25 protein-coding genes, 1 riboswitch and 1 other annotated feature are annotated in these 23,189 nt (G+C 35.4%); of the genes, 16 read left to right on the top strand and 9 right to left on the bottom strand.

Translation table 11 applies throughout. The annotated features are described in order from the left end of the window. Positions 1-34: 34 nt before the first annotated feature. A complete protein-coding gene (locus Q9306_RS21135; protein WP_306202052.1) occupies positions 35-199 on the top strand; it encodes a hypothetical protein in 165 nt (54 codons plus the stop codon). 54 nt (positions 200-253) lie between these two features. Continuing rightward, positions 254-498 (top strand) — a binding site (T-box leader). A gap of 112 nt (positions 499-610) precedes the next feature. Beyond that, positions 611-1,954, top strand: coding sequence for a sodium-dependent transporter (locus Q9306_RS21130; RefSeq protein ID WP_306202049.1), 1,344 nt, complete (start codon positions 611-613; stop codon positions 1,952-1,954). A gap of 33 nt (positions 1,955-1,987) precedes the next feature. Here the strand turns inward: Q9306_RS21130 and Q9306_RS21125 are convergent, their stop codons facing one another. Then, the gene (locus Q9306_RS21125) at positions 1,988-2,155 is read right to left on the bottom strand and encodes a hypothetical protein (RefSeq protein ID WP_176524617.1); all 168 of its coding nucleotides are present in this window, start codon (positions 2,153-2,155) and stop codon (positions 1,988-1,990) included. A gap of 288 nt (positions 2,156-2,443) precedes the next feature. Continuing rightward, positions 2,444-3,703: a murein hydrolase activator EnvC family protein gene (locus tag Q9306_RS21120; protein WP_306202045.1), complete on the bottom strand. Its 1,260-nt coding sequence runs from the start codon at positions 3,701-3,703 to the stop codon at positions 2,444-2,446. 431 nt (positions 3,704-4,134) lie between these two features. Between Q9306_RS21120 and gltP the strand changes: the two genes are divergently transcribed. The 3 genes from gltP (at position 4,135) to Q9306_RS21105 (ending at position 7,794) form a co-directional block, all read left to right on the top strand. Continuing rightward, positions 4,135-5,406 (top strand): glutamate/aspartate:proton symporter GltP, encoded by a 1,272-nt coding sequence (gene gltP, locus Q9306_RS21115; RefSeq protein ID WP_306202043.1) that lies wholly within the window; start codon positions 4,135-4,137, stop codon positions 5,404-5,406. A gap of 219 nt (positions 5,407-5,625) precedes the next feature. Continuing rightward, positions 5,626-6,144 carry a ribonuclease FAU-1 family protein gene (locus Q9306_RS21110; protein ID WP_306202041.1) on the top strand — a complete coding sequence of 173 codons (519 nt, stop codon included), beginning with the start codon at positions 5,626-5,628 and terminating at the stop codon, positions 6,142-6,144. Between the two features lie 130 nt (positions 6,145-6,274). After that, a riboswitch (SAM riboswitch) is annotated at positions 6,275-6,380 on the top strand. A gap of 97 nt (positions 6,381-6,477) precedes the next feature. Beyond that, entirely contained in the window at positions 6,478-7,794 is a 1,317-nt protein-coding gene (locus Q9306_RS21105; RefSeq protein ID WP_306202039.1) for a Na+/H+ antiporter NhaC family protein, read from the top strand. 68 nt (positions 7,795-7,862) lie between these two features. On the opposite strand, the gene Q9306_RS21100 is transcribed toward Q9306_RS21105, so the two are convergent. After that, positions 7,863-8,780, bottom strand: a complete 918-nt coding sequence (locus Q9306_RS21100; RefSeq protein ID WP_306202037.1) for a DUF4240 domain-containing protein — start codon at positions 8,778-8,780, stop codon at positions 7,863-7,865. Positions 8,781-9,142: 362 nt separating this feature from the next. Here Q9306_RS21100 and Q9306_RS21095 point away from each other — a divergent pair, with 362 nt between their 5' ends. The 5 genes from Q9306_RS21095 to Q9306_RS21075 all read left to right on the top strand — a co-directional run bounded on the left by Q9306_RS21095 (position 9,143) and on the right by Q9306_RS21075 (position 12,742). Next, positions 9,143-9,499, top strand: coding sequence for a lmo0954 family membrane protein (locus Q9306_RS21095; RefSeq protein ID WP_306202035.1), 357 nt, complete (start codon positions 9,143-9,145; stop codon positions 9,497-9,499). Positions 9,500-9,545: 46 nt separating this feature from the next. Continuing rightward, the gene (locus tag Q9306_RS21090) at positions 9,546-10,196 is read left to right on the top strand and encodes a PspA/IM30 family protein (protein ID WP_306202033.1); all 651 of its coding nucleotides are present in this window, start codon (positions 9,546-9,548) and stop codon (positions 10,194-10,196) included. Positions 10,197-10,315: 119 nt separating this feature from the next. Continuing rightward, entirely contained in the window at positions 10,316-11,056 is a 741-nt protein-coding gene (liaF, locus tag Q9306_RS21085; RefSeq protein ID WP_306202031.1) for a cell wall-active antibiotics response protein LiaF, read from the top strand. Beyond that, complete coding sequence (locus Q9306_RS21080; RefSeq protein ID WP_306202029.1) at positions 11,056-12,117, top strand: sensor histidine kinase; 1,062 nt, start codon at positions 11,056-11,058, stop codon at positions 12,115-12,117. Before liaF ends, Q9306_RS21080 begins: the two co-directional genes overlap by 1 nt. Next, positions 12,110-12,742 carry a response regulator gene (locus Q9306_RS21075; RefSeq protein WP_306202027.1) on the top strand — a complete coding sequence of 211 codons (633 nt, stop codon included), beginning with the start codon at positions 12,110-12,112 and terminating at the stop codon, positions 12,740-12,742. The genes Q9306_RS21080 and Q9306_RS21075 overlap by 8 nt, the downstream gene beginning before the upstream one ends. 36 nt (positions 12,743-12,778) lie before the next feature. Here the strand turns inward: Q9306_RS21075 and Q9306_RS21070 are convergent, their stop codons facing one another. Further along, positions 12,779-14,320: a bifunctional metallophosphatase/5'-nucleotidase gene (locus Q9306_RS21070; protein ID WP_306202025.1), complete on the bottom strand. Its 1,542-nt coding sequence runs from the start codon at positions 14,318-14,320 to the stop codon at positions 12,779-12,781. Positions 14,321-14,561: 241 nt separating this feature from the next. On the opposite strand from Q9306_RS21070, the gene Q9306_RS21065 reads away from it, so the two are divergent. Then, positions 14,562-14,771, top strand: a complete 210-nt coding sequence (locus tag Q9306_RS21065) for a hypothetical protein (protein WP_306202080.1) — start codon at positions 14,562-14,564, stop codon at positions 14,769-14,771. Between the two features lie 33 nt (positions 14,772-14,804). Here the strand turns inward: Q9306_RS21065 and Q9306_RS21060 are convergent, their stop codons facing one another. Next, positions 14,805-15,581, bottom strand: a complete 777-nt coding sequence (locus Q9306_RS21060) for a class I SAM-dependent methyltransferase (protein WP_306202023.1) — start codon at positions 15,579-15,581, stop codon at positions 14,805-14,807. A gap of 111 nt (positions 15,582-15,692) precedes the next feature. Here Q9306_RS21060 and Q9306_RS21055 point away from each other — a divergent pair, with 111 nt between their 5' ends. Next, positions 15,693-16,559 carry a hypothetical protein gene (locus Q9306_RS21055; protein ID WP_306202021.1) on the top strand — a complete coding sequence of 289 codons (867 nt, stop codon included), beginning with the start codon at positions 15,693-15,695 and terminating at the stop codon, positions 16,557-16,559. A 49-nt stretch (positions 16,560-16,608) separates the two neighbouring features. On the opposite strand, the gene Q9306_RS21050 is transcribed toward Q9306_RS21055, so the two are convergent. Next, positions 16,609-16,806 carry a hypothetical protein gene (locus tag Q9306_RS21050; RefSeq protein WP_306202012.1) on the bottom strand — a complete coding sequence of 66 codons (198 nt, stop codon included), beginning with the start codon at positions 16,804-16,806 and terminating at the stop codon, positions 16,609-16,611. A 121-nt stretch (positions 16,807-16,927) separates the two neighbouring features. Here Q9306_RS21050 and Q9306_RS21045 point away from each other — a divergent pair, with 121 nt between their 5' ends. From Q9306_RS21045 to hmpA, 3 genes are all read left to right on the top strand, one after another. Further along, on the top strand, positions 16,928-18,025 hold the full coding sequence (locus tag Q9306_RS21045) for a site-2 protease family protein (RefSeq protein ID WP_306202010.1): 1,098 nt from the start codon (positions 16,928-16,930) through the stop codon (positions 18,023-18,025). 124 nt (positions 18,026-18,149) lie between these two features. Continuing rightward, positions 18,150-18,668, top strand: a complete 519-nt coding sequence (locus Q9306_RS21040; RefSeq protein ID WP_306202008.1) for a hypothetical protein — start codon at positions 18,150-18,152, stop codon at positions 18,666-18,668. A 163-nt stretch (positions 18,669-18,831) separates the two neighbouring features. After that, positions 18,832-20,040 (top strand): NO-inducible flavohemoprotein, encoded by a 1,209-nt coding sequence (gene hmpA, locus Q9306_RS21035; RefSeq protein ID WP_306202006.1) that lies wholly within the window; start codon positions 18,832-18,834, stop codon positions 20,038-20,040. A gap of 17 nt (positions 20,041-20,057) precedes the next feature. On the opposite strand, the gene Q9306_RS21030 is transcribed toward hmpA, so the two are convergent. Beyond that, positions 20,058-20,570 (bottom strand): Crp/Fnr family transcriptional regulator, encoded by a 513-nt coding sequence (locus Q9306_RS21030; RefSeq protein WP_306202004.1) that lies wholly within the window; start codon positions 20,568-20,570, stop codon positions 20,058-20,060. A gap of 445 nt (positions 20,571-21,015) precedes the next feature. Here Q9306_RS21030 and Q9306_RS21025 point away from each other — a divergent pair, with 445 nt between their 5' ends. Then, positions 21,016-21,240 (top strand): hypothetical protein, encoded by a 225-nt coding sequence (locus Q9306_RS21025; protein ID WP_098915386.1) that lies wholly within the window; start codon positions 21,016-21,018, stop codon positions 21,238-21,240. A gap of 884 nt (positions 21,241-22,124) precedes the next feature. Here Q9306_RS21025 and Q9306_RS21020 read toward each other — a convergent pair. Together Q9306_RS21020 and Q9306_RS21015 are read right to left on the bottom strand one after the other, a co-directional pair. Further along, on the bottom strand, positions 22,125-22,925 hold the full coding sequence (locus Q9306_RS21020; protein WP_306202079.1) for a sulfite exporter TauE/SafE family protein: 801 nt from the start codon (positions 22,923-22,925) through the stop codon (positions 22,125-22,127). A 130-nt stretch (positions 22,926-23,055) separates the two neighbouring features. Then, positions 23,056-23,189, bottom strand: a 134-nt coding sequence (locus tag Q9306_RS21015) for an IS3 family transposase (protein ID WP_306202077.1), incomplete at its 5' end; no start/stop codon positions are given.

Raw genomic sequence — 23,189 nt, 5'->3', positions numbered from 1 at the left:
CATGTTCTCATGCACACTTTTAAGTGAACCGGATATGAAGCGAGCAACGCAGTTAGATACGAATCAAGTTGGGATAGAGTGGCTGCCTTTACATAACATCACACATTATCGATTATACCCACAAACATTATGCGCACAACTGCAAAAACATTTTATTCATCACGAAAAAACGGAAGTATACTTAGGGGATGTCAATTAATTTAGTCTTTACAAATGAAATCATCTCCTCTATAATCACAAGTAACTTCAATACATGAAATCGATGAGCAAGAAGAGTACGTATATTTGAGGCGTTCAGAGAGCTGGGGAAAGGTGTGAGCCCGGTACGATAAAATATACAGAATGGGCTTGCGAGAGGTATGTTGAATTAAAAGTAGGCAACCCGGGTTCCGCCGTTACAAGGATAAGGTATCGGAAGTATTCCTGTACCTGAAAAGTGGGATAACTTATCCAGTTGAGGTGGTACCACGGTATTATATTATATATATCGTCCTCTACATGCATAATAGCGTGTAGAGGACTTTTTTTATTTTCTGAAGGAGGTGGGCGAGTATGAAATGAAAGTATCCGATTAAGAACAGTAAAAACAATGAGATAAGGAGAAGTGGAAATGAAAGAAACACAGCAATGGACGTCGAAAATTGGTTTTGTACTCGCAGCAGCCGGGGCAGCAGTAGGACTTGGGGCGATTTGGAAATTCCCGTATGTTGCCGGAAATAGTGGCGGAGGAGCTTTTTTCCTTGTCTTTTTATTGATGACAATATTTATCGGTATGCCGCTTTTAGTGGCGGAATTTGTGATTGGTCGCAGTACGCAAAAAGAAGCAGTGACAGCTTATAAAGTATTAGTACCAAATGGTAAACTATATCCATGGATTGGTCGTATGGGAGTAGTGACATGTTTTAGTGTTTTATCATTTTATAGTGTTGTTGGAGGATGGATTTTACTTTATTTATTTTATAGTGTAACAGGTGGATTATGGGCGAATGGTGCTGATTACGCAAAGTTATTTGGAGAAACAATCTCAAATCCAATCAGTGCGATTGGAGCACAATTTATTTTTATGCTTTGTACCATTTTTATTGTAAGTAAAGGTGTAGAAAAAGGAATTGAAAAAGCAAGTAAGTATATGATGCCGCTTTTATTTGTTCTGTTTCTTGCAATCATTATTCGTTCTCTTACACTGGACGGGGCGTGGAAAGGTGTCGAGTTTTTCTTAAAACCCGATTTCTCAAAGCTAACAGCAAAAACAATTTTATATGCGATGGGACAATCGTTCTTTTCACTTACGGTTGGAGCTTCGGTTATGGTCACATATAGCTCTTATTTGAAAAAAGAAGAACATTTAGCAAAATCAGCAACGTCAATTACAAGTTTAACAGTCTTTGTTACTGTACTTGCAGGACTAGCAATTTTTCCGGCAATTTTTGCGTTAGGTGTTAGTCCGACAGAAGGACCTGGATTATTATTTATTGTTCTTCCAGCTGTATTTGGAGAAATTCCGTTCGGGCATTTTTTCTTTATTTTATTCTTAATTCTGTTTTTCTTTGCAACAATCACATCGGCAATTTCTATGCTGGAAATTGTTGTTGCTTCTGTAGCGAAAGAGGATGAGAAGAAGCGTCCATCAGCATCACTCATCATTGGATTACTCATTTTCGTAGTTGGCATTCCAGCTGCTTTATCATTTGGAGTTTTGAGTGATGTGAAATTTTTCGGAAAGACATTTTTTGATTTAGTAGACTTTATGGTGAGCAACATATTACTTCCGTTTGGCGTGTTAGCCATTTCGCTCTTTGTACCAAATAAAATGAAGAAAGAGTTGTTAATGCAAGAATTAGAAGTTAAAGGAACAAGAGGGAAGACGTTATTTAACATATGGTTTTTCTTGCTTCGTTATATTATTCCGATTACAGTTATTCTTGTATTTTTAAATGTTATTGGTGTATTTTAGTTAATAAAAAACGGAGAATATTCTCCGTTTTTTTTATGATGTAGAAGTTTGTAATAGACGAGTATATGTTTTAAAAGCTACAACGGCTGCGATGAAGGAACCAATAAAAAAGATACCGGATCCAACTACTGAAAATATTCGGCCTATAAATGTCTCTTTGGCTTCTTGTAATACTGCAACTGCTTGTGATTCTTGATTCATGTGTAGACCTCCTCAAAAAGCTTTTATCCCGCATTAACGGGCAGTAATACTCCTACCTTAAAATTCAGCGAAAGCAGAGAAGATAGATGGGAGATAAACTGCCCGTAAAAGCCCGATTGGTTCAACTAATAATCAGTGGGGATAAAGAAGACCCCCACTGATTAAAGTTTCACTTTATGTTATTGTATGTGTAATGCCTAGAAGGTGTTCAATATCGAAAAATAATAAGAAGTATATATAGAATGGTTTACATAAATAAAAAAACTTGGCAATTGCCAAGTTTTTTTATTACAGCCCAATATAAGGTGATGGGTCAACAGCGTTTGTTTTTGTTTGATTCCATTCACCGATATGAAGTTCGAAATGTAAATGTTGTCCATAAGACTGCCCAGTATTCCCCATAAATCCAAGTTGTTGTCCTTGTTTCACAGTTTGTCCGACAGAAACAGAACGGCTGCTCATATGGGCGTAAACAGTTGTGTAAGTTTTTCCGTTTATTCGATGTGATAAATAGACAACATTTCCATAGCTAGTAGATAAATCAGAACGAATTACGACACCGTCAGCAGCTGCTATAATTGGCACTGTTCCTGATGCGGCAATATCAATTCCTTTATGGTTGTCAATGTCACGTACACCAAATCCTGAAGTTTTCGATCCAGCTGCTGGTTTAATGAAACCACCAGTACTTTCTCCTTGAGGTGCAGTGGTAGCTGGAGATGAAGGAGCCGCTTGTTTTTGCTCTTCAGCTTTTTTAGCTTCATTTGCTTTTTTAGCGTCTTCTGCTCGCTTGTCCTCTTCAATTGCATTTTGGACAGCTTTCCGCTGGTTTTCTAAAATACCTTTTGATTCTTCTAAGCTTTCCATCTCGGAATCTATTTTTGAAGCTTTCGCGTGCAAGTCAGCAATCAAAGTTTGTTGCTGTTGTTGATTTGATTGAAGCTCTTGTTGTTGTTTCTGTAACGTTTGCTCTGCTTCCTTTAGTTGCTGCTCTTTTTTCTCAACCGCTTCTTTTTCTTTTTTAACGGTATCTTGGTCGTGTGTTTGTTGTTTTATGATATCGGTATCACTATTTAAAATTAAACTAACAGAATACACATTTTCTAATAGTTCGGCGATATTGTTCGTATTAATTAATACTTCTGTAATTAAATTTGTACGTGGTTTTTCTTGCATAGATTGTAATCTTTGCTTAATTAATTCTTGGCGCGTATTGATTTGCTTTTGCAATTCTTCAATATGCTTTTTTTTCTCTGTAATACTCGCTTGTGTTTTTTCAATTTCTGTTTTTGTTGCTTTTAAATCTGCCTCATTTTTATTAATAGAAGCAGTTAATTCATCGATTTTTTTCTGTAAGTCTTGAATTTCTTTTTCTATTTTTTGTTTTTCTTCTGATTTCATATGTAATTCTTGTTGTTTACCGTCTAGTTGTGATTGAATATTAGATAATTTATCTTGACTCGTCTCCGCATACACTGGTGAAAGCACGGGAGAAACGAGAATAGTACCGGCTGTCAATAAACTAAACGCTGTTATTTTTTTGTTCATCTGCCTATCTCCTTTCCCTATGTTTCTATCTAATCATAGAAAAGCGAAAAATGTCTATTGTTGTAATGATAATGTAAAAAAATATTTAAGAAACTGTTATTAAATGGCGAAAATTAGAAGATTTTACGTATTAATTGTTCGCTTCTATGATATAAATTATTTTATCATTGTAAATAGATTCAGTGCAACAAATAAGAAAATAAGGAATCGTTCTCATGTGAGGTTTCCTAACGTGATTTTATTCTTGTCAACAAAAATATTTGCATGCTGGTAAACTTATTTAGTTGTCAGATTTCTATTTTTGTCTTATCATTTTAGGAGGGGAAGAAAGTATTGAATAGTCGAACAATATTTAATACTTCTATTTTCATATTTTATAGAAAAATAGAATGTGAAAATGAATAACATCTAAGAAGGGGGTTGCAGCAAGTATGAAAAGAATTGGACTTGCATGGCAAATTTTAATAGGTCTTGCTCTCGGTATTTTGGTAGGAGCGGTCTTTTATGGGAATCCAGAGGTTGCAAAGTTTTTACAACCGATTGGTGATATTTTTATTCGTTTAATCAAAATGATTGTTGTACCAATTGTAGTAGCAAGTATTATTGTTGGTGTTGCCGGCGTTGGTGATGTGAAAAAGCTTGGACGTTTAGGCGGAAAAACAATTATTTATTTTGAAATTATTACAACAATTGCGATTGTTGTTGGTTTATTAGTAGCAAACATATTCCAGCCAGGAAAAGGCGTGGATATGTCGAACTTACAGAAAACAGATATTTCTAAGTATACAGCTACAACAGAGCAAGTGCAGAGCCATTCATTTGCAGATACGTTCGTAAATATCGTTCCAACGAATATTATGGACTCGTTAGCAAAAGGTGATATGCTTGCAATTATTTTCTTCTCTGTATTATTTGGTTTAGGAGTAGCGGCAATTGGAGAAAGAGGAAAACCAGTTCTGAATTTCTTCCAAGGTGTAGCAGATGCAATGTTCTATGTAACAAACCAAGTTATGAAGTTTGCGCCGTTTGGTGTATTTGCGTTAATTGGCGTAACGGTTTCTAAGTTTGGTGTAGCATCATTAGTTCCATTAGGTAAATTAGTTATTGTAGTTTATGGATCAATGATTTTCTTCGTTGTTGTTGTATTAGGTCTTACGGCAAAGTTATTTGGAATTAATATTTTCCAATTCTTTAAGATTTTAAAAGACGAGCTTATTTTAGCATATTCTACAGCAAGCTCAGAGACGGTTCTACCAAAGATTATGGAAAAGATGGAACGTTTCGGATGCCCGAAAGCAATTACATCTTTCGTTATTCCAACTGGTTATTCATTTAACTTAGATGGTTCAACGTTATATCAAGCAATTGCAGCGATTTTCTTAGCGCAAATGTATGGTATTGATTTATCGATTACACAACAGGTTACATTGCTTCTTGTATTAATGGTTACTTCAAAAGGGATTGCTGGTGTACCGGGCGTATCATTCGTTGTATTATTAGCAACGCTTCATACAGTAGGTATTCCATCTGAAGGTTTAGCGTTTATAGCTGGTATTGACCGTATTTTAGATATGGCACGTACAGCAGTAAACGTAGTAGGTAACTCATTAGCTGCAGTTGTTATGTCTAAATGGGAAGGACAATATGACGCAGAAAAAGGACAAGCTTATTTGAAAGAGATTTCAGAGAAGCAAGTAGCTTAATTGATAGAAAGGCCTTCACAGTATACGTGAAGGCCTTTTTTTAGATGGGCGAGAGGATCTAGCCATATATAGAAGCGGTCAGGGCCTTTTTGTGCCACATGCAATAATTAAAACAAAGGGATAATGCAAGTGCAGGTTATGTTATATTATATTCTGCATAGCAGCGACTTATATGTGAAAATTAAAATGAACTTATATATGGAATAAGGAGAAAAGAGGATGAAACGGAAATATGGAGATGGCTCATCATGGAGAAGGTTAATTGATAAAACGTATTCGGTAAAAGTTGTACAGGACGGTATGTTAGGTATATTACATATAAAGCAAGTGAAAGAGCCAAGTTATAAACAGTATAATAATCGGAAGATTTGTATTGCGCATAATGGTTATACTTGGATACAATATTTCATAAATAGAAAAAATTTTGCGATTACCGCGATGTTGAATGAGAAAAAAGAGCTTGTTCAATATTATATTGATGTTGCAAAAGAGTATAAAATGGATAATAGAGGACTGCCTTATTTCGATGATTTATATTTAGATGTCGTCCTGTTACCAAACGGAGAAATGTATGTATTAGATGAAGATGAGTTAGAAGAAGCATATATGGACGGAGACATTTCAAAAGAGGAGTATAATTTAGCTTGGAATACGGCAAAGTGGATTATGAAAAAAATTGAAGAAGAAGAATTTTTATGGTTGTCCATTTTAGAAACAGAAATTCAAAAAATAAAGTGATTGTTTCGATTGGTATTTGTATAACATCAAAAAAATACCAACTATTTTGATCGAAATAATATTTGACATTTTCTCCTGCAGCGGGTAAAGTAAGAAAAGATTGATTTACACAAAAATATAATATGAAACCTTCTTATCAAGAGAGGCGGAGGGACTGGCCCTACGATGCCTCGGCAGCGGACTCATAATAGAGTGCTGTGCCAAATCCAGCAAGCGATATGCTTGATAGATGAGAAGAGTGTTTCTTATATGATATATAAGACCTCTTCTCTTCAGAAGAGGTCTTTTTCGCTCTTGTGAAGGATAGGTTTAGAAATAGGAGAGGATATAACTTTGGAACAAACAAAAGGGAATGCATGGGCATTATTACCACTTGGCATATTTTTAGCATTATTTATTGGCTCTGGTGTAATTACAGGGGATTTTTATAAGTTACCAATTTTAGTTGCTATTTTAATTGCAGTTGCCGCTGCATTAGTAATGAACAGAAAAGAAAACTTTACAACAAAGGTTGAACGTTTTGCTAAAGGGGCTGGCAATCCGGATATCATGATTATGGTATTGATTTTTGTGTTAGCAGGTGCATTTTCTGAAACGGCAAAAGGGATGGGCGGCGTTGAAGCAACTGTAAACTTAGCTCTTTCTATTTTGCCGCAAGGATTTTTAATAGTTGGTTTATTTGTTATCGGTGCTTTTATTTCATTAGCAATGGGCACGTCAATGGGGACGATTGCAGCATTGGCTCCAATTGCAGTAGGGATTAGTGGAAACACGGATATTTCTATGGCGCTTGCTATGGCAACTGTTGTTGGCGGTGCGATGTTTGGCGACAACTTATCGTTTATTTCAGATACGACAATTGCGGCTGTACGTACACAAGGAACGGAAATGAAAGATAAATTTAAAACAAATTTCTTAATTGTATTACCAGCTGCTATTGTTACGTGTGTACTGTTAGTCGTTCTTACGTTAGGCACTCATTCAAATATGACAGCACATGCGTTTAACTGGGTGAAAATTTTACCGTATGCTGGAGTATTAATTACAGCACTGCTTGGATGTAACGTACTAGTTGTATTAACTGGAGGAACGGTGCTAGCTGGTATTATTGGAATGGTAGACGGAAGTTATACACTAGCAACTTTCTTTAAAAGTGTTACAGTAGGAATTAATGGAATGATGGAGCTTGTATTATTAGCAATCCTAATCGGTGGAATGGTTGAAATTATTCAATATAACGGTGGTATTCATTATTTAATGAATGTACTAACACGTAATATTCGTTCGAAAAAAGGTGCAGAATTTGGAATTGCTGGTCTTGTAAGTATGACCAATATGTGCACAGCAAATAATACGATTTCTATTATTTTCACAGGTCCACTAGCGAAGAATGTTGCAGACAAATATAATATTGATCCGAAAAAATCTGCGAGCTTGTTAGATTTATTCTCTTGTAGTGTACAAGGATTAATCCCATACGGTGCACAAATGTTAACAGCGGCAGGGTTTGCGTCACTTTCACCAATTGAATTATTACCGTACTCATTTTATCCAATGTTAGTTGCAGTATGTGGTATTCTCTCAATTGTCATTAATTTCCCGCGTTTTTCGCCTAAAGCTGAGAAAAAGGAATATCAAAAAACAGCATAATGAACAAAAGGGGATGTCTTATAGAAGGCATCCTCTTTTTGTTTTGGATATAAAGATTAATTTTAGATTTATTTCCAGCCTTCCTTGTTTGAAAAGGATTCATAATCACATCCTGTTTCATACTCAAATTCTTTACCCATTCTTCGTGTATACGCTTTTTCTGCAAGATATAAAAGCGGTTCGAAGTCTTTGTTTTTTGGCATATGAATAGGTTCCGCTAAAGCCTTTTCAAATAAATTTTTTCCGCACGCAATTGCAAGACATCGTGTATATAAGAATACATCGGCTGAAACGTACTCGTCATTTGCCTCTTCATAAGAGGTAGCACCTATGTTCTTGGCATGCTCTCTTGTATCTAGGAGGTACAGTTTATAAGTTAAAGTTTCTTGGAATTGTTTGATATCTTTCACTTTCATGCGGGAAAGCGCGTAGATGGCTGGTTCTAACACATTATATTGATCCTGATCGAATACTTTCCAATCTAAGAGAGAAATAATCTCCCAAAATAAATGATCCTCCATCATTGTTTTGGGGGACTGTGGTCGTTTTTTCCATTTACTCTGCATTTTTTTCTCTTCTTCTTGTATTTCTATTTCAAAATTTGCTCTATCGTGTATCCAGCGCCATTCATACCAAGCTTCTTGGCCACTATGTTTTTCCCACATTCCACTATACGAGGAGCATGTCAATTTTTTCTCTGTTTTAGAGAGAGGAATGTTTCCGATGTAAATAATGTCTGGTGGAACACACCCATCTACCCAATATAATGCAAGTTCATGTTCATAGAAAAAACGATTTTGCTTCAAAATCGTTTGCAAACACTTATCATCCAAGTTTGGGATGTTTAAATCTAAATACGTTGTTGTCGCAAGCAAAGTAGAACCATCCATTCTATTTATCACTCGAACAGCTCCGTACCAATTATTAGGAAGGGGCACCGCATATATATCACCAATTTCTGCAAAATGCATTTTCTTCTTTTTCAAGATATTTCTCTCCCGATAAATATTTTGTATCTATATCTTATCATTACATAAACCTAATTATAGTGTGACGCAAGAATTTTACAAAGTTTGATGATAACTATGAATGATAGAAGGTTTTTCATTCAGTGAATCATTTCTTTTTTAGACATATAGTTCAATTTACTCCACTATTCACGGATAATATGACCTTCACTGCAAAGTTACGAGAAGGTGAGGAGGAGAAGGAACTCATCTTACTTTAAATATAGGTCTGATAATAAATAGGACTTAAGTCTGAGAGAAAAACGGTTCTTAAGCTCGTTATAGAAACATGAAAAGATAGGTAAGATAAGAGTATCAAAACGAAGGGAGGCAAGCACAAGATGAAACAATTTTTAGCGTTTATGGCAGCCGGTATTTTGGCTTTAATTGCTCTTGGCAGTCTTGCTGGTATTGTAGGATTAGCAATTGGAGCAGGGATTGTGTATTGGAGCTATAAATCATTTGTGCGAGCACAATCATTTTTTGGAAAACTAGCTTGGGGGATTGTTGGTTTAATTGGCTTGTCAATTGCCCTGTCTCATTCCCCGGCGTTAATCGGTATTGCGGCATTAGTCGTTCTATATTATGGATACCGTGAATGGAAAAAAGAGAAACATGTAGTAGATGTTGCTTCAGACAGCTCGAAGCCGTATAACAATTTTGAAGATGAGTGGAACAGATTAATGAAAAATAACTAATATGAAATAACAAAAAATAATAGAGTAGAAGAGAGGAAGATTATAAATGAAACAATCATTATTCGGACGTGTACGTGATGCAGTACTTGCAGATCTTCATAATGTGTTAGACGAGAAAGAAAGAAAAAATCCAATTGCGATGTTAAATCAATATTTACGTGATAGCGAGCGTGAAGTAACAAAAATTGAAAAGTTAATTGAGCGTCACAAAACATTAAAAACTAATTTCGCACAGGAACTTGAGCAGGCGCGTTATTTCGTAAATAAGAGATCCAAGCAAGCTGTAATTGCCAAAGAAGCAGGAGAAATACAACTACATGAGCGTGCATTAGAGGAAGTGGCATACTACGAAGGGCAAGTAGCTCGCTTAGAAGAAATGTATGCAGGTGTTATGGAACAAATTGATGTATTAGAGCGTCGCCTTAATGAAATGAAAAACAAATTAAAAGAAATGAATGCAAAACGTATGGAATTAATGGCACGTGAAAATATGGCACATGCAAACCGGCGTATGAATACGGCTCTTCATAAAATGGATGAAAATAACCCATTTTTACGCTTTGAAGAAATTGAAGATCACATTCGTGATTTAGAGCTTCGCATCAATGAAGATCATACACGTGACACATTTGATATGAAGATTGCAAAGCTTGAACGCGAAATGAAAGAGAAAAAAGAAGTATCTTTAGACAAATAAGTAATAAAATAATTGTAGTATATTATAAAATAAGCTTATGATATAGTGATAGAAGAAAAGGTGTTGGAATACAATGCCTTTTTCTTCTATGTATATACAATAAAGAAGGGGGAGCTGCAATGAAGAAACAATTTTCGAAAACACAATTATTAGGGATGCTCCTCATCATATTTGGATTCGGTCTTTTTCTCGATATGATTCTTGGTCATTTCGAGCCTGGTGGTCTTATTTTTGCCTTTATTATGATTATGTTTGGAAGGCATTATCGAAAAAAGAATCGATATGTGAGAGGGAATGTGTGTTTATTTGTTGGGGGACTTGTTTTCTTATTTTTCCTATTTTCATCAGCAGCTTTCGTGCTCGTTTTATTTGCTTGTTTAGCTTTCATTGGTTACCAGCTGATACAAGGTCAGCAAAAGTCAAAAGCGGTACAGGTTGAAATTAAGGAAAAAGAATATATAAATGAAGAAAAACCAATCTATCGAACAGAGCCGTATATCAAGAATATAATGGTTGGTAATGTACGAATCATGGACCATATATATGAGTTAGAAGATGTTAATATTCAATACGGAATCGGTGATGTTGAAATTGATTTAACGACAGCTATGATTCCAGAAGGCGAAACGGTTATTGTCATTCACGGTGTGATTGGTAATATTCGTTTGTATGTTCCATACGATATTGAGCTATCTTTGAATCATTCTGTTATTGTTGGAAGAGTTTTACTACCATCGCATGAAGAAACAGGCTTTAATCGTAATGTGAAGTTTAGAACGGAACAGTATAAAGAAGCTCCTCGACGTATTAAAATTATTTCTTCGCTTATCGTAGGCGATACGGAAGTGAGGAAAATATAATGAAAAAACAGAAGAATATTTCATGGATGTATATTCGATACTCGATATTATCTTCTATGAGTATTGCACTTATTTGTACAATCGTTTATATATGGAAAAGCCAGCAAAATGTGTATGATTTATTGTGGAAAGAATCTATTGCTTCTGTTCCTGTTAGTTTGTTTATTTTAGGTACGAGTCTTCTCATTGGTGGAATTGTTGGATATGCAATTGGTTATTATATGCAGCAGCGTATCCAAGGATTAACGACTTTTTTATTTGAAATAGAAAGAGGGAATTTTCCAAGAGATGCTTCGTTTACAGGGGAAGATGAATTTCAAGAAGTAGAACGAAAGGTAATTGCACTTGCTAGACGGTTAGAAGAGCAAGCCGGATTGTTTCAAAAAGTAACGAATGAACGAGCGCAGTGGAATGAAGAAATGAGACAACAGGCCATTTCAGAAGAGCGGCATCGTTTAGCGAGAGAGCTTCATGATTCTGTTAGTCAACAGCTCTTTGCGATGTCGATGATGATGTCAGCAATTAATGAGCAAACCGCCCATATACCAGAGGGTACGCAAAAACAATTACAACTTGTTGAAAATATGGTTGTAAATGCTCAATCAGAAATGAGAGCGCTTCTTCTGCATTTACGTCCTGTCCAATTAGAAGGTAAAAAATTAACAGAAGGCATTGAAGAATTATTATCAGAGCTTTCAAGAAAACAACATATGAAGATTGAATGGTTGATTGAGCCAATTCAATTGAAAAAAGGTGTGGAAGATCACTTATTCCGCATTGTACAAGAAGCACTGTCCAATACATTGCGGCATGCAAAAGCGAAGAAAACAGAAGTGAGATTGCGCCAAATTGATAAATATGCAATTTTAAAAATTATTGATGATGGCGTAGGCTTTGAGGTAGGAGTGAACAAAGCAGGATCATATGGCCTTCGCTCTATGCAAGAGCGCGTTCATGAAATTGGCGGAACTTTAAAGGTATTAAGTTTTCCGAATAAAGGAACGCAAATTGAGGTGAAAGTGCCAATTCTTATAGAAAGAGGGGAGGAACAAGATGATTAAAGTATTGCTTGTTGACGACCATGAAATGGTTCGAATGGGTGTATCGGCTTATTTATCGACTCAGCCGGATATTGAAGTTGTAGGAGAAGCGGAAAATGGAAGAATAGGTTCAGAATTAGCACTTTCATTAAAACCAGATATTATTTTAATGGATCTTGTTATGGATGAAATGGATGGTGTTGAGGCAACGCGAGCGATTATTCAAGAATGGCCGGAGGCAAAAATTGTTGTAGTAACAAGTTTCTTAGATGATGAAAAGTTATACCCGGTTATTGAAGCTGGTGCAACGAGTTATTTATTAAAAACATCAAGGGCAAGTGATATAGCAGATGCAGTTCGAGCGACATACGATGGAGAAACAGTACTCGAACCGAAAGTTACCGGGAAAATGATGTCGCGTATGCGTCAAAAGAAGGAACAGCCGCTGCATGAAGAGTTAACAGAACGAGAATTTGAAATTTTATTATTGATTGCCGAGGGAAAAAGTAATCAAGAAATTGCTGATGAACTATTTATTGCTTTAAAAACAGTGAAGACGCATGTAAGTAATATTTTAAATAAATTACATGTAAGTGATCGGACACAAGCAGTTATTTATGCGTTTCGTCATCAGCTTACAAAATAAAAAGGCTGTCGAGAAGCCTTTTTATTTTGTAAATGTTTACTGTATTTTTTGAATATGATTCACTCGAATATTTTCCAAAGATGGAGTAGAACGGATGAAATTTGCGAATGCTTCTTGATCTGTCGGGCCTTCAACGCGATTTCGTCCTTTTTGAAATATAGTAAACTTATCTCCGCCATTTGCTAGGAAAGAATTTACTACGACAGAGTATGTTGTATGATCTTGGAGCGGCTCACCGTTTTCTAGTGTAATGGATTCTACCCCGTTTTTTTCCCAAGTGTAACGAATTCCAGATACTTGTAACATACGTACTTCATCATCCCATTGTTCGTGCAGGACATTTCGAATTTCTTTACCGGTTAAATCCATTTTAATGAGTTTATTTTCAAAAGGTTGGATGAGAAATGTATGTTCCCATGTAATGAAACCAGCCGGTAAATTATGGCGTATTGTACCGGGGTTAACAAATGCAATGTCAGCTTGCATAGCTTGACGCTGGGATGTGGCAAGAAGAGCACCAAGATCTGATTCTCCGTCATTATTTTGATTTCGTGTCAGCACGTGTACACTTTTTCCAAGTACTTGCTCGGTTATTGGAGCTATTTTTGCCTGATAGCTTTGAATCCATGATTGGATAATTGGATTAGGTTGCATTTCGTCGTGATAAGTAGGAATAATCTTTGCAGTTTTCTTTGTGATATCTTTTGTTTTGCGATTAATTGTAAGCTGTACATTTGCCAAAGCTCTTCCGTAAGAGTAAGCTTCAACAAGTAATTTTCCATTCACATATCCATTCATATAAGAATGATTGTGTCCACCAAATAGTATATCTACATCATCATCAAGCTTACTGGCTAAATCAGCAAGTGGTCCGTTGGTAGTTCCATCTATTGTCTTACCATCTAAGTGAGCAAGAACGATAATAGCATGGATGCCTTTTTGCTGTAATTCCCGTACGTACGTTTGAACAGCGGTAGCTTCATCTATAAAAGTGACTGCTGACATATCACCTTGCATCGTAAGAAAAGGTGTTTCTTTTGTAACGATGCCAATAAAAGCGATGGGGATACCGTCAATCCATTTAATAGCATATGGCGGGAGTAGAGGTTTATTTGTGTTAGTATTTAGTACATTTGCACAAACATAAGGGAAGTTACTACCTGGAAACATGCCTGTTTTTGGATGAAACCCGCCGTCAATTAGTCGTTTTAGTTCTTCTGCTCCTTCGTCAAACTCATGATTACCAATCGTTCCAACGTCAAATTGTAGCATATTTAAAAACTCTATCGTTGGCTCATCTTGAAAGAGAGCCGAAATGGGGGGGCTGCCGCCAATCATATCACCAGTATGAACAAGTAAGGTATGTGGAAATTGTTGTTTATAGGCGTTGATATAGGAGGCGATGTAGTCAGCGCGACCGGCAGGCTTTCCGTGCAGTGGTGTAGTTGTGTTAATTTGTCCGTGTAAATCGTTTAACCCAATTATTTGTACTGGTATTTCAGGAGACTCTTCAGGGGAAAAAACGGAAGAAAGAGTGATAGAAATAAGAAAAGGAATATACATAAGAAAGATAAACATGTTGTCACTCCTTTACATATACTGGTGTTTTTATTGTATTAGAAGGACAACTTTTTATTTTATTAAAAAATCGTAAATCTTTTATGGAAATTATAAAATTTGTTGTTTCTTATCAATTAACGTTAAATTCCCCCTAAGGGAATTTTTATTTTATGACGAAAAGAAGGATTTATTGTTTATTATAGAGAATAATGTAATCATCCACTTGCTGGAAAGAACAGACGAAGCAGAGGTGACGAAAATGCTTGTAATGGGTGTATTGGTATGTATTACTGCAATTTGTGGTTTTATATGGTTATATTATTCTCGTTCGTTTAAACAAGCAGGAGTGTTACTTTTTGATAAAGGTAGTTTGTTTGCAAATCAATCCAGATTTTTAGTATGTCCGAAGTGTGGTAGTGCACAGGAAAGAAATGGTGGATATCAAGAGTGTTGCCGAACAAGGTTATGAAAGAGTAACAAGCCTCACGTGATGTGAGGCTTGTTACTCTTTCACGGCTGTCCAAATTGTCCAGCGATCTTGTTCTATAATAGGGGATCTCTCGTAAAGGTTAGAGTAAATATGTTGTAATAAGTGAGAAAGTTCATTGTCCGATAATTCATGAAGAATAGAGCGGCCTGTACGTGGTGATAAGTCTTGAAGTAAATCTTCAATTGAAGGATGGATTTTACGAACTTCCCAAAAAGTTTGAATCGGATTTGTCTGAAAGCCGGTATCGCGTAACAAATGTAGGATTTGATTTGTTTCCGGTCTTCGTTTTGATTCTACGCGGATTAATTTTGGATAGCAAGAAAAGAAATAGCCGCGAATATGTTCTGGACTTCCTGGAATCGTACAGTCTTCAATTGTCCGGTCTTGGAGAATAAGGATACCGTTACGTTTTAAAATGCGATATGCTTCTTGAAGAAAATTCGGAATATGATCTAGGTGATGGATGACAGCTCGTGAGAGAACAATATCAAATGTTTCATCTGCAAAAGGGATGTTATAAGCGTCGCCTTGTATAAAGGAAGTATTTGATATATGAGCACAATTTTCTTCGGCAGCTTGGAGCATCTGATTTGAAAAATCAACACCGATTACTTCAGCTGCCCCCATCAAAGCAAGTTGTTTTGTATAAATACCACCGCCGCAACCAATATCAATGACTCTTTTTTCTTTGACATCTATAATATTTTGTATCCTATGTGTCCATGAATCTGTTGCTTGGCGATTGGTATACGTGTATTTGTTATTTGAACTATGAAAATTTATTGGCATGTTGTAACCTCCTTTTCATGTATATTATATCGAATTTCATTTGTTAGGTTGATTTTGTTTTCATGTGAGGGTAATAAGTTTTTCTTATTTTGAGGAATGAGGATGAGAGCTATGCGAAAAAAATGGTTATTCATGTTCTTTCTTTTTTTATTAGTGGCATGTAATCAAACGGATGAGAAAAAAGAACAAAGTGAAAAATCAACAAAAGAAGCGGGGCGTATTATGGAAGAGAAAATAGAAGTAATTGTATCCCTCGTGGGGAAAAAAGAAGCGACATTGAAGGATGACGAAGCAAAAATAGCGGCTAATATTATAAGTAAAGCAGAGAAACAAAACGTAATTGGTGAATTAGGTAAACTCGAATATGTAATTACTATTAAGAAAAATGGACAAGAAGAGAAATATAAAGTTTGGCTTCGTACTGAAGCGAGAACAGGGTGGCTACAAAAAGAAACAGATCCCTCAAAATATTATTTACTATCAAAAGAAGATACAGAAAAGCTTCTTTCTTTCTTCCCATCAGCACCTTTAACACAAAATGAGGGGGAACAGCAATCAACTATAACTGAAATCACTAAAAAAGACTTACAAATTACTCGTTTTCACATTAAAACAAAGGAAAATACAGTGTATTATACAGTATATTATACGATTTCAGATGCATTATATAAAAAGCTGGAAAAAGAAAAAAACTATTATTTTCAATTACAAATTCCTTCGAAAGTACAAAAGATAATCAATAAAGAAAACAGTGAACAAGTACAAGGTGAGATAGTGAAAGAAGGATATAAACAATATGAGGTGAACTTTGTTGTTCCTGTTAGCGGTATATCATCATCTCAATTAAAAATGTTAGAAACGTATTATGATCAATATAACTTAAAAGTATTGAATCATAAAAAAGAAGAGATAGGTGCGTTTCAAGATATTATTCAAATCGTAAAAGAATATGGAGAGAAGATGCAGTTAGAAAGATAATGGTTATTCTAGGAAATGAGAAAAAGAGTGATAAAATACCATCACTCTTTTATTTTGTTTTTGTGGAAGGCTCACTCATGGATTTTCGCGTAATAAAATAAGCGATAATAAGTGCAGAAAGGATAATGGAGCTAATAAAAATATTGTCGGGTAGCCAATCTAAAAGCAATAGATGTCCAACAGTATAAAAAATGAGCATAGAAGCTAGAAAAGATAAGGCGCCGATCATAATAGATTGCAATGTCACCGTTTTCACCTCCTTGCATTTATAGTATTGGCTAAAAATGGAGGAATTAAACGATAGTTTCCAATAAACTAAAAAAATATGACATAATAAGAAGAAAAGGATTATTAGTAAGGAGAGGAATATGAAACAAAGTACAAAAGGATTATGGGGAATTATTGCAGCAATTGGTGTTTTTCTGTTGTCTAAATTAAAATGGGTATTTGCTATTGTGAAGTTAGCAAAGTTTTCTACTATATTTAGTATGTTGCTATCTCTTGGCGCTTATGCGGCAATATACGGATGGAAATTTGGCGTTGCGCTTATATACTTATTACTGATTCATGAAATGGGGCATTTGTGGGCTGCAAGACGAAAAGGGATTGCGACATCACCGGCTATTTTTATTCCATTTATGGGAGCGGTTATAGGAATGAAAGAAATGCCGAAAAATGCAAAAGACGAGGCTTACATTGCATATATGGGCCCGTTGTTTGGTTTACTCTCTTTTTTACCAGCGATTCCGCTGTATATGATAACAAAAGAGCCGTTTTGGGCACTTGTTATTGTACTTGGCAGTATGATTAATTTCTTTAATTTAATTCCCGTATCACCGCTTGATGGTGGACGAATTGTTTCTGTTGTAAGTACGAAAATTTGGGCGCTTGGCCTTGTTATATTGCTCGGTTATGCAATTATACAAAAAAGTATTTTTCTTGGATTTATTTTTATATTAGGTTGTCTGGAATGGCACAGAGTTTCAAAACGAAATCAACCAATCCAAGAGCTTGGGTGGAAAATAGATACTGTAAAAGAATATATGATACGTTTGAATGAAGAATTGCGAGAAACAGGTGCACTTCATCGTACCATCTATATGATGCATCATGAAGTGATGATGCTTAGTCAAAAAGAACGAGATAAAACAGTAACAAAAGAAGAGTGTCAAAGAAAAATAGCTTTAGATTACTTGCATCCTAAATTTGAACCACTTGATTACGTGCCGTATGAAGAGGAAAGAGAACAGCACTATTTATTGATGCAAGATGCAATAGCGGTGTCTGAGCGAAAACTACATAAGTGGGAAGAAGAAAAAGAACAGCATGAAAAGTACTATTCTGCAAATCTGAAAACACGTATAGGTATGTTCATTTTGTACATGTTATTACTTGCAGTTCTTGGATATGCTTCCTATCAAGCAAATATTATTTTGCAAGATCAACTTCCGACACGTAATTTGTAAAAAAACGTTGTCGAAATGGTAAGAACAATTTATACAGGAATCCTCATTTTTTTATAGAATATTACAAATATTACTCTTTTTAGAAATAAATGTAATCTTCATATAAAGAAAAGGGGTAGGGTGTATGAAAAAAATGTGGAGTATACTTGGAATTCTTCTTATCATGGGAATCGCTAGTTACGGCTTAAGTAAATTTTTTATACACTATGCGAGTAAGCCAGTTGGTGTAGCATCAATGACAAAAGTAGAAGATGTGAATGAGACGAAAGAAGTACTGCAATTTATCGGAACAACACATGAAAGCTACAATAACTTTTTAAATTACGGAAAAGCAGAAAAATATACAGATGGAGATTGGGACCAATTAACGAAATGGTTTCAAGAACAGGAGAATGCTTTAAAAGACTTTGAGAAGAAAGTAAAAAATAAACAAATAAAACGAGATGTGAAACGAAGTTATGAAATTTTGAAAAAGGGAGTAGCGACTCGGAATATCGAATATGTTATTTATGCACATCGTGTATATCATGATCTCGATATTATTGTAAACAAATATACAGGTGAAACGAACATTTGGGGCTATACAGAGTTTGGAAAAGGGAAAGATGTAAAATTAATCGAACAGGCACTGCAACAACAGTAAAAAGGCATATTTTGTATGCCTTTTTATTATTCTTTCGTATACAGTAATCTTCACTTTATGAGTTTTTCACAAAATCACCATGTTTATAGTGATTAAAATCACAACCTCTATTTTGGGTATACTATACAATGGAAATAGATAAAGAAATAGAGGAGTGAATAGAATGTTAAGTGCAAAAACAATTGAAATCGTAAAATCAACTGTACCGTTATTACAAGAAAAAGGTGTAGAGATTACGACACGTTTTTATCAAATTATGTTTTCAGAGCATCCGGAACTATTAAATATTTTTAACCATACAAATCAAAAAAAAGGAAGACAGCAACAAGCTTTAGCAAATGCGGTATATGCAGCTGCTAATTATATTGATAACTTAGCAGTAATCATTCCAGTTGTAAAACAAATTGGACACAAACATCGCAGTTTAGGTATAAAAGCAGAACACTATCCGATTGTTGGAACATGCTTATTACAGGCGATTAAAGAAGTAGCTCATGCGCCGCAAGAAGTATTAGATGCTTGGGGTGAAGCTTATGGTGTAATCGCTGATGCGTTTATTAGTATAGAAGCAGAGATGTATGAAGAAGCGGAAGCAAAAGCAGGGGGTTGGAGAGATTTCCGCAACTTTATTGTCGTGAAAAAAGAGAAAGAGAGCGATGTGATTACATCCTTTTATTTAAAACCGGAAGATGGAGGGGCGGTATCCTCATTCTTACCAGGACAATATGTAAGTGTACAGCTAAACATTGAAGGAGAAACATATACACATAATCGTCAGTATAGTTTATCCGATGCTCCTGGAAAAGATTATTATCGAATTAGTGTAAAACGTGAGAAAAGTATGGAAGGTTTAGAGGGAGTGATATCTAATTATTTACATGATTATGTAAAAGAAGGAGATATTTTACCTCTAAGTGCACCGGCAGGAGATTTTGTACTGAATATGGATTCACAATTACCAGTTGTGTTAATTAGCGGTGGGGTAGGAATTACACCGATGATGAGTATGTTAAATACATTAATTCAGCAATCACCAAACCGTAATGTATACTTTGTTCACGGTGCGTTAAACAGCGATGTACATGCAATGAAAGATTATGTTGCAAATATAGCGCAAGAGCATAAACAAGTAAAAGCATATACTTGCTACTCTGCACCAACTGAGCAAGATAAGAAAGTAAAAAATTATGATAAAGAAGGATTTGTTGATTTAGCGTGGTTACAAACTATTATTCCTTCCAATGAAGCAGATTTCTATTTCTGCGGACCAGTACCATTTATGAAGCATATTCATACAGCTTTGACAGAATGGGGCGTTTCATCAGAGCATATTCACTTTGAATTTTTTGGACCAGCAGCAAGCTTACAGTAATTAGAAAGAACGAGGTGTTAGTTCACCTCGTTTTTTGTTTGTTCCCGAAGGAGACGATTTACGGTTTCACGGCGAATACCAATTAATTGCCCAATTTCAGCTTGAGTTAAGATTTCATAAATAGGGATATCTCCCAAATAAGTTGCGAACCATTCTTGCAAACGATAAAGGCGTTCTTTTGGTGAGACGGTTGTAAGCTGGTCGATACGTTGCTGCATCATGCGTAATTTTGTTTGCAGCTGGAGAGCGATATTGGCATAAGATTCTGGGGTTGATTGTAATTGTTCATACCATGTGTCACATGTAATCGGTGTTACTTCTGTTTTAATTAAAGCGATTGCAGTACCATGATATTCTTTTGGTGAGATTAAAGAGTGATGAGGAATTGTTTCACCTGGAACAATAATGTTAAATAAAAAAGGTGTGCCATCTTCTTGGACACGAACGACTTTTAATAGACCACTTTTTATAAAATATAGAGGGCCTTCCTCTCCTTGGCGAAATAATATTTCTCCTTTATGTAAAATCACTGTAAGCACCTCTTTATATTTTGCTGTTAATTTCATTATAGAGGAATTGTTTATATAAAACTATACTTGAAAAATCAACATAAAAACCACTTTTTTTAGATGGGCGAGAGCGTCTGGCCATGCTTGGAGCGGTCAGGGCCCTTTTCTGCCACGTGCAAGGATTATGACAAAAGGAGAAAGCAAGTAGCGGTTATGTTTTGTTTTATATAGCCGCGACGTAAATGTTGAAAAATCAAAATGAATTTTTAGAGCCTTATCAAATCACTTTTAACTAGTAAGATTTATGTGATAAGGTTAAGAGAATGGTATATTTAGTGGAGAGGACATTCACTTACATAAAGTTCATTAATTATATTGACGAAAGATACTGTATTACAGTAGTATACTGTTTAGTGTGTATGTGTAAGAACGGTACTAGAAAGGAATATTTTTTAGGGGGCATACCATGTTAGATGAAAAAATGACTGATGTGAGAATTTCAGCTGATGCAGTGATACATGTAGAAGAAATGAAGGGCGGAGTTGTTCTATCAGTCGAAATAGATGGACAAATCATTTATACGATGGCTTATGATGAAGAAACTGATAGTTATGCAGAATTATACGATCGAAATGATAAACGGGCAAGACAAGTTCATGAAGATTTTATGGGATGGTCACTAGTACACTAATAGTAAGTTTAACAATCCAATACATGCTCCTTTTTATATAAGAGAGGCATGTATTGGATTGTTTTATATTTACAAGTAAAAAACCGATAGAAAAGCATTTTTTTAAATGGTCGAGAGAGACTGGCTATATATAGGAGCGGTCAGTGCCTTTTCCTGCCACGTGCAAAGTTTAAAAACAAAGAAAGATAGCAAGGTGTAAGTCCATTTTCACCCCGCATTAACAGGCAGTAAAGGTTGACGAAGCACAAGGAAGAAGACTGCCCGTAAAAGCCTGATTGGGCGGGCTTTCCATCAGTGAGAAAAGTGTCACTGATGGAGGTTTCACTTTATCTTCATGATAACAATCTATATGCTGAGAAATAAAAATAACTTTCTATAGGTAATAAGGGGCGTATTTTCGCTGGAATCATATTCCTTACCAAACTTCTAAATGAAATGTACGACTAAGTAGTTACGCATTTTGCATAGTAGATACTTGTATTTAAAGAATGAAATGCAATTATTACATTTCATATAAAACGATAGGATTGTATATATAATGTAATAATTACATAGGATTTGTAACACGCATTTCTATATTGTTAGGGCATTGTAAATGTATATGTTGTGTTTTTTCGGTATGATAAAGTAAATAGGAATTATTTCATTAGTTGAACCAATCAAGCTCTTATGGAAGTCTCATTTTTATCTATTTCGGTAGGAGTCTTACAGTACGTTAGAGCGGGATCAAGTAAAAAAGTTGTAACAAACATAGGAGTGATTGTTTTGGGAAATTTACATGTTTCTAACCTTATTTTATTATGTGTCTGTTCAGTGTTATGTATTATTTTAGGTGTGTTTTTTTATACATGTATATAAAGAAACGCATTCAAAAAAAGAATGCGTTATAAAATGGCACTAATAATGAGGCGTGTGCCGAGAATAATTAAGGTAATACGTAATAAATTGATAATGGCATTACCACTTAATTTTGTATTAATATAAGCTCCCAATTTTCCACCAATCCATGCCCCGGGAATTAAAACAAGGGCATAGAGCCAGCTAACATTACCAAGATAAATGTGAGTTGCTGAATTTACAATTGAAGATAAAAGAACAATAAACATGGATGTAGCAACGGCAATTTGTGCTGGAAAAGCAAACAGAAGCATCATTGCTGGAACTAATAAGGCACCTCCGCCAATCCCGAATAACCCAGAAATAAAACCTACACCAAATGAAATAATGATCGCGAGAAAAGGCGGAAACTGATAGGTGATGATTTCTCCTTCTGAAGTTGTAAAGGAACGTTTAATAGTAGAACTGTTTGAAATGGAGATGGGTTTCAGTTTATCTCGTAGCATTAGTAAAAGCGATACGAGAATAAGAAAGACGCCAAAATATAAAGAAAAAGATTCTTGATTTAAAAATTTATTTGCCCATGATCCGATGATTCCTCCAGGGCCACTCCCAATAAATAAAATAAGTCCACTTTTGTAATCTACTCGTTTATGTTTCATATAAGTAAGGGTAGAAGCCAAACCTGTAAATACGACAGTAACAATTGAAGTACCGACGGCTAATTGCGGGGAAAGGGTATGTAAGCCGATCAGTAAAGGAACGATAATGATTCCGCCGCCAAGCCCAACTAGACTTCCGATCGTACCCGCTAATAATCCAACAAATAGTAGCATAATATATTCCAACTGTAACATCTCCTCTTTTGCTGCAAATACATCATTCATTATACAACGTTTTGAATAAGAATGCCGCGTGTTCACAAAAAAGTCGTCTTCGTATATGAAGTGACCCCATAAAGTTAGACAGGTTATTTCATTAGGCAACTTCTTGGGCATGGACTCGGTATTGTATCGGGCTCATGCCCTTTAGTTTTGCCTTAATTCTTTTATGATTATAGTATTCAATATACTTTGCTAGTTCTTGCTTAAAATGTTCAACACTTTCAAATT

This window comes from Bacillus multifaciens, from assembly GCF_030756675.1.
GTDB lineage: Bacteria > Bacillota > Bacilli > Bacillales > Bacillaceae_G > Bacillus_A > Bacillus_A multifaciens.
Note: the sequence above shows the minus strand (reverse complement) of the source record. Positions and strands in the feature narration are given on the sequence as shown.

Excerpts from the sequence above, each read along its gene's own strand:
- liaF (WP_306202031.1), top strand. The coding sequence starts at position 10,316 with ATGAAGAAACAATTTTCGAAAACACAATTATTAGGGATGCTCCTCATC.
- Q9306_RS21055 (WP_306202021.1), top strand. The coding sequence starts at position 15,693 with ATGCGAAAAAAATGGTTATTCATGTTCTTTCTTTTTTTATTAGTGGCA.
- Q9306_RS21095 (WP_306202035.1), top strand. The coding sequence starts at position 9,143 with ATGAAACAATTTTTAGCGTTTATGGCAGCCGGTATTTTGGCTTTAATT.
- Q9306_RS21045 (WP_306202010.1), top strand. The coding sequence starts at position 16,928 with ATGAAACAAAGTACAAAAGGATTATGGGGAATTATTGCAGCAATTGGT.
- Q9306_RS21110 (WP_306202041.1), top strand. The coding sequence starts at position 5,626 with ATGAAACGGAAATATGGAGATGGCTCATCATGGAGAAGGTTAATTGAT.
- Q9306_RS21135 (WP_306202052.1), top strand. The coding sequence starts at position 35 with ATGAAGCGAGCAACGCAGTTAGATACGAATCAAGTTGGGATAGAGTGG.
- Q9306_RS21090 (WP_306202033.1), top strand. The coding sequence starts at position 9,546 with ATGAAACAATCATTATTCGGACGTGTACGTGATGCAGTACTTGCAGAT.
- hmpA (WP_306202006.1), top strand. The coding sequence starts at position 18,832 with ATGTTAAGTGCAAAAACAATTGAAATCGTAAAATCAACTGTACCGTTA.
- Q9306_RS21120 (WP_306202045.1), bottom strand. The coding sequence starts at position 3,703 with ATGAACAAAAAAATAACAGCGTTTAGTTTATTGACAGCCGGTACTATT.
- Q9306_RS21025 (WP_098915386.1), top strand. The coding sequence starts at position 21,016 with ATGTTAGATGAAAAAATGACTGATGTGAGAATTTCAGCTGATGCAGTG.
- Q9306_RS21125 (WP_176524617.1), bottom strand. The coding sequence starts at position 2,155 with ATGAATCAAGAATCACAAGCAGTTGCAGTATTACAAGAAGCCAAAGAG.
- Q9306_RS21075 (WP_306202027.1), top strand. The coding sequence starts at position 12,110 with ATGATTAAAGTATTGCTTGTTGACGACCATGAAATGGTTCGAATGGGT.
- Q9306_RS21065 (WP_306202080.1), top strand. The coding sequence starts at position 14,562 with ATGCTTGTAATGGGTGTATTGGTATGTATTACTGCAATTTGTGGTTTT.
- Q9306_RS21070 (WP_306202025.1), bottom strand. The coding sequence starts at position 14,320 with ATGTTTATCTTTCTTATGTATATTCCTTTTCTTATTTCTATCACTCTT.
- gltP (WP_306202043.1), top strand. The coding sequence starts at position 4,135 with ATGAAAAGAATTGGACTTGCATGGCAAATTTTAATAGGTCTTGCTCTC.
- Q9306_RS21060 (WP_306202023.1), bottom strand. The coding sequence starts at position 15,581 with ATGCCAATAAATTTTCATAGTTCAAATAACAAATACACGTATACCAAT.
- Q9306_RS21080 (WP_306202029.1), top strand. The coding sequence starts at position 11,056 with ATGAAAAAACAGAAGAATATTTCATGGATGTATATTCGATACTCGATA.
- Q9306_RS21130 (WP_306202049.1), top strand. The coding sequence starts at position 611 with ATGAAAGAAACACAGCAATGGACGTCGAAAATTGGTTTTGTACTCGCA.
- Q9306_RS21040 (WP_306202008.1), top strand. The coding sequence starts at position 18,150 with ATGAAAAAAATGTGGAGTATACTTGGAATTCTTCTTATCATGGGAATC.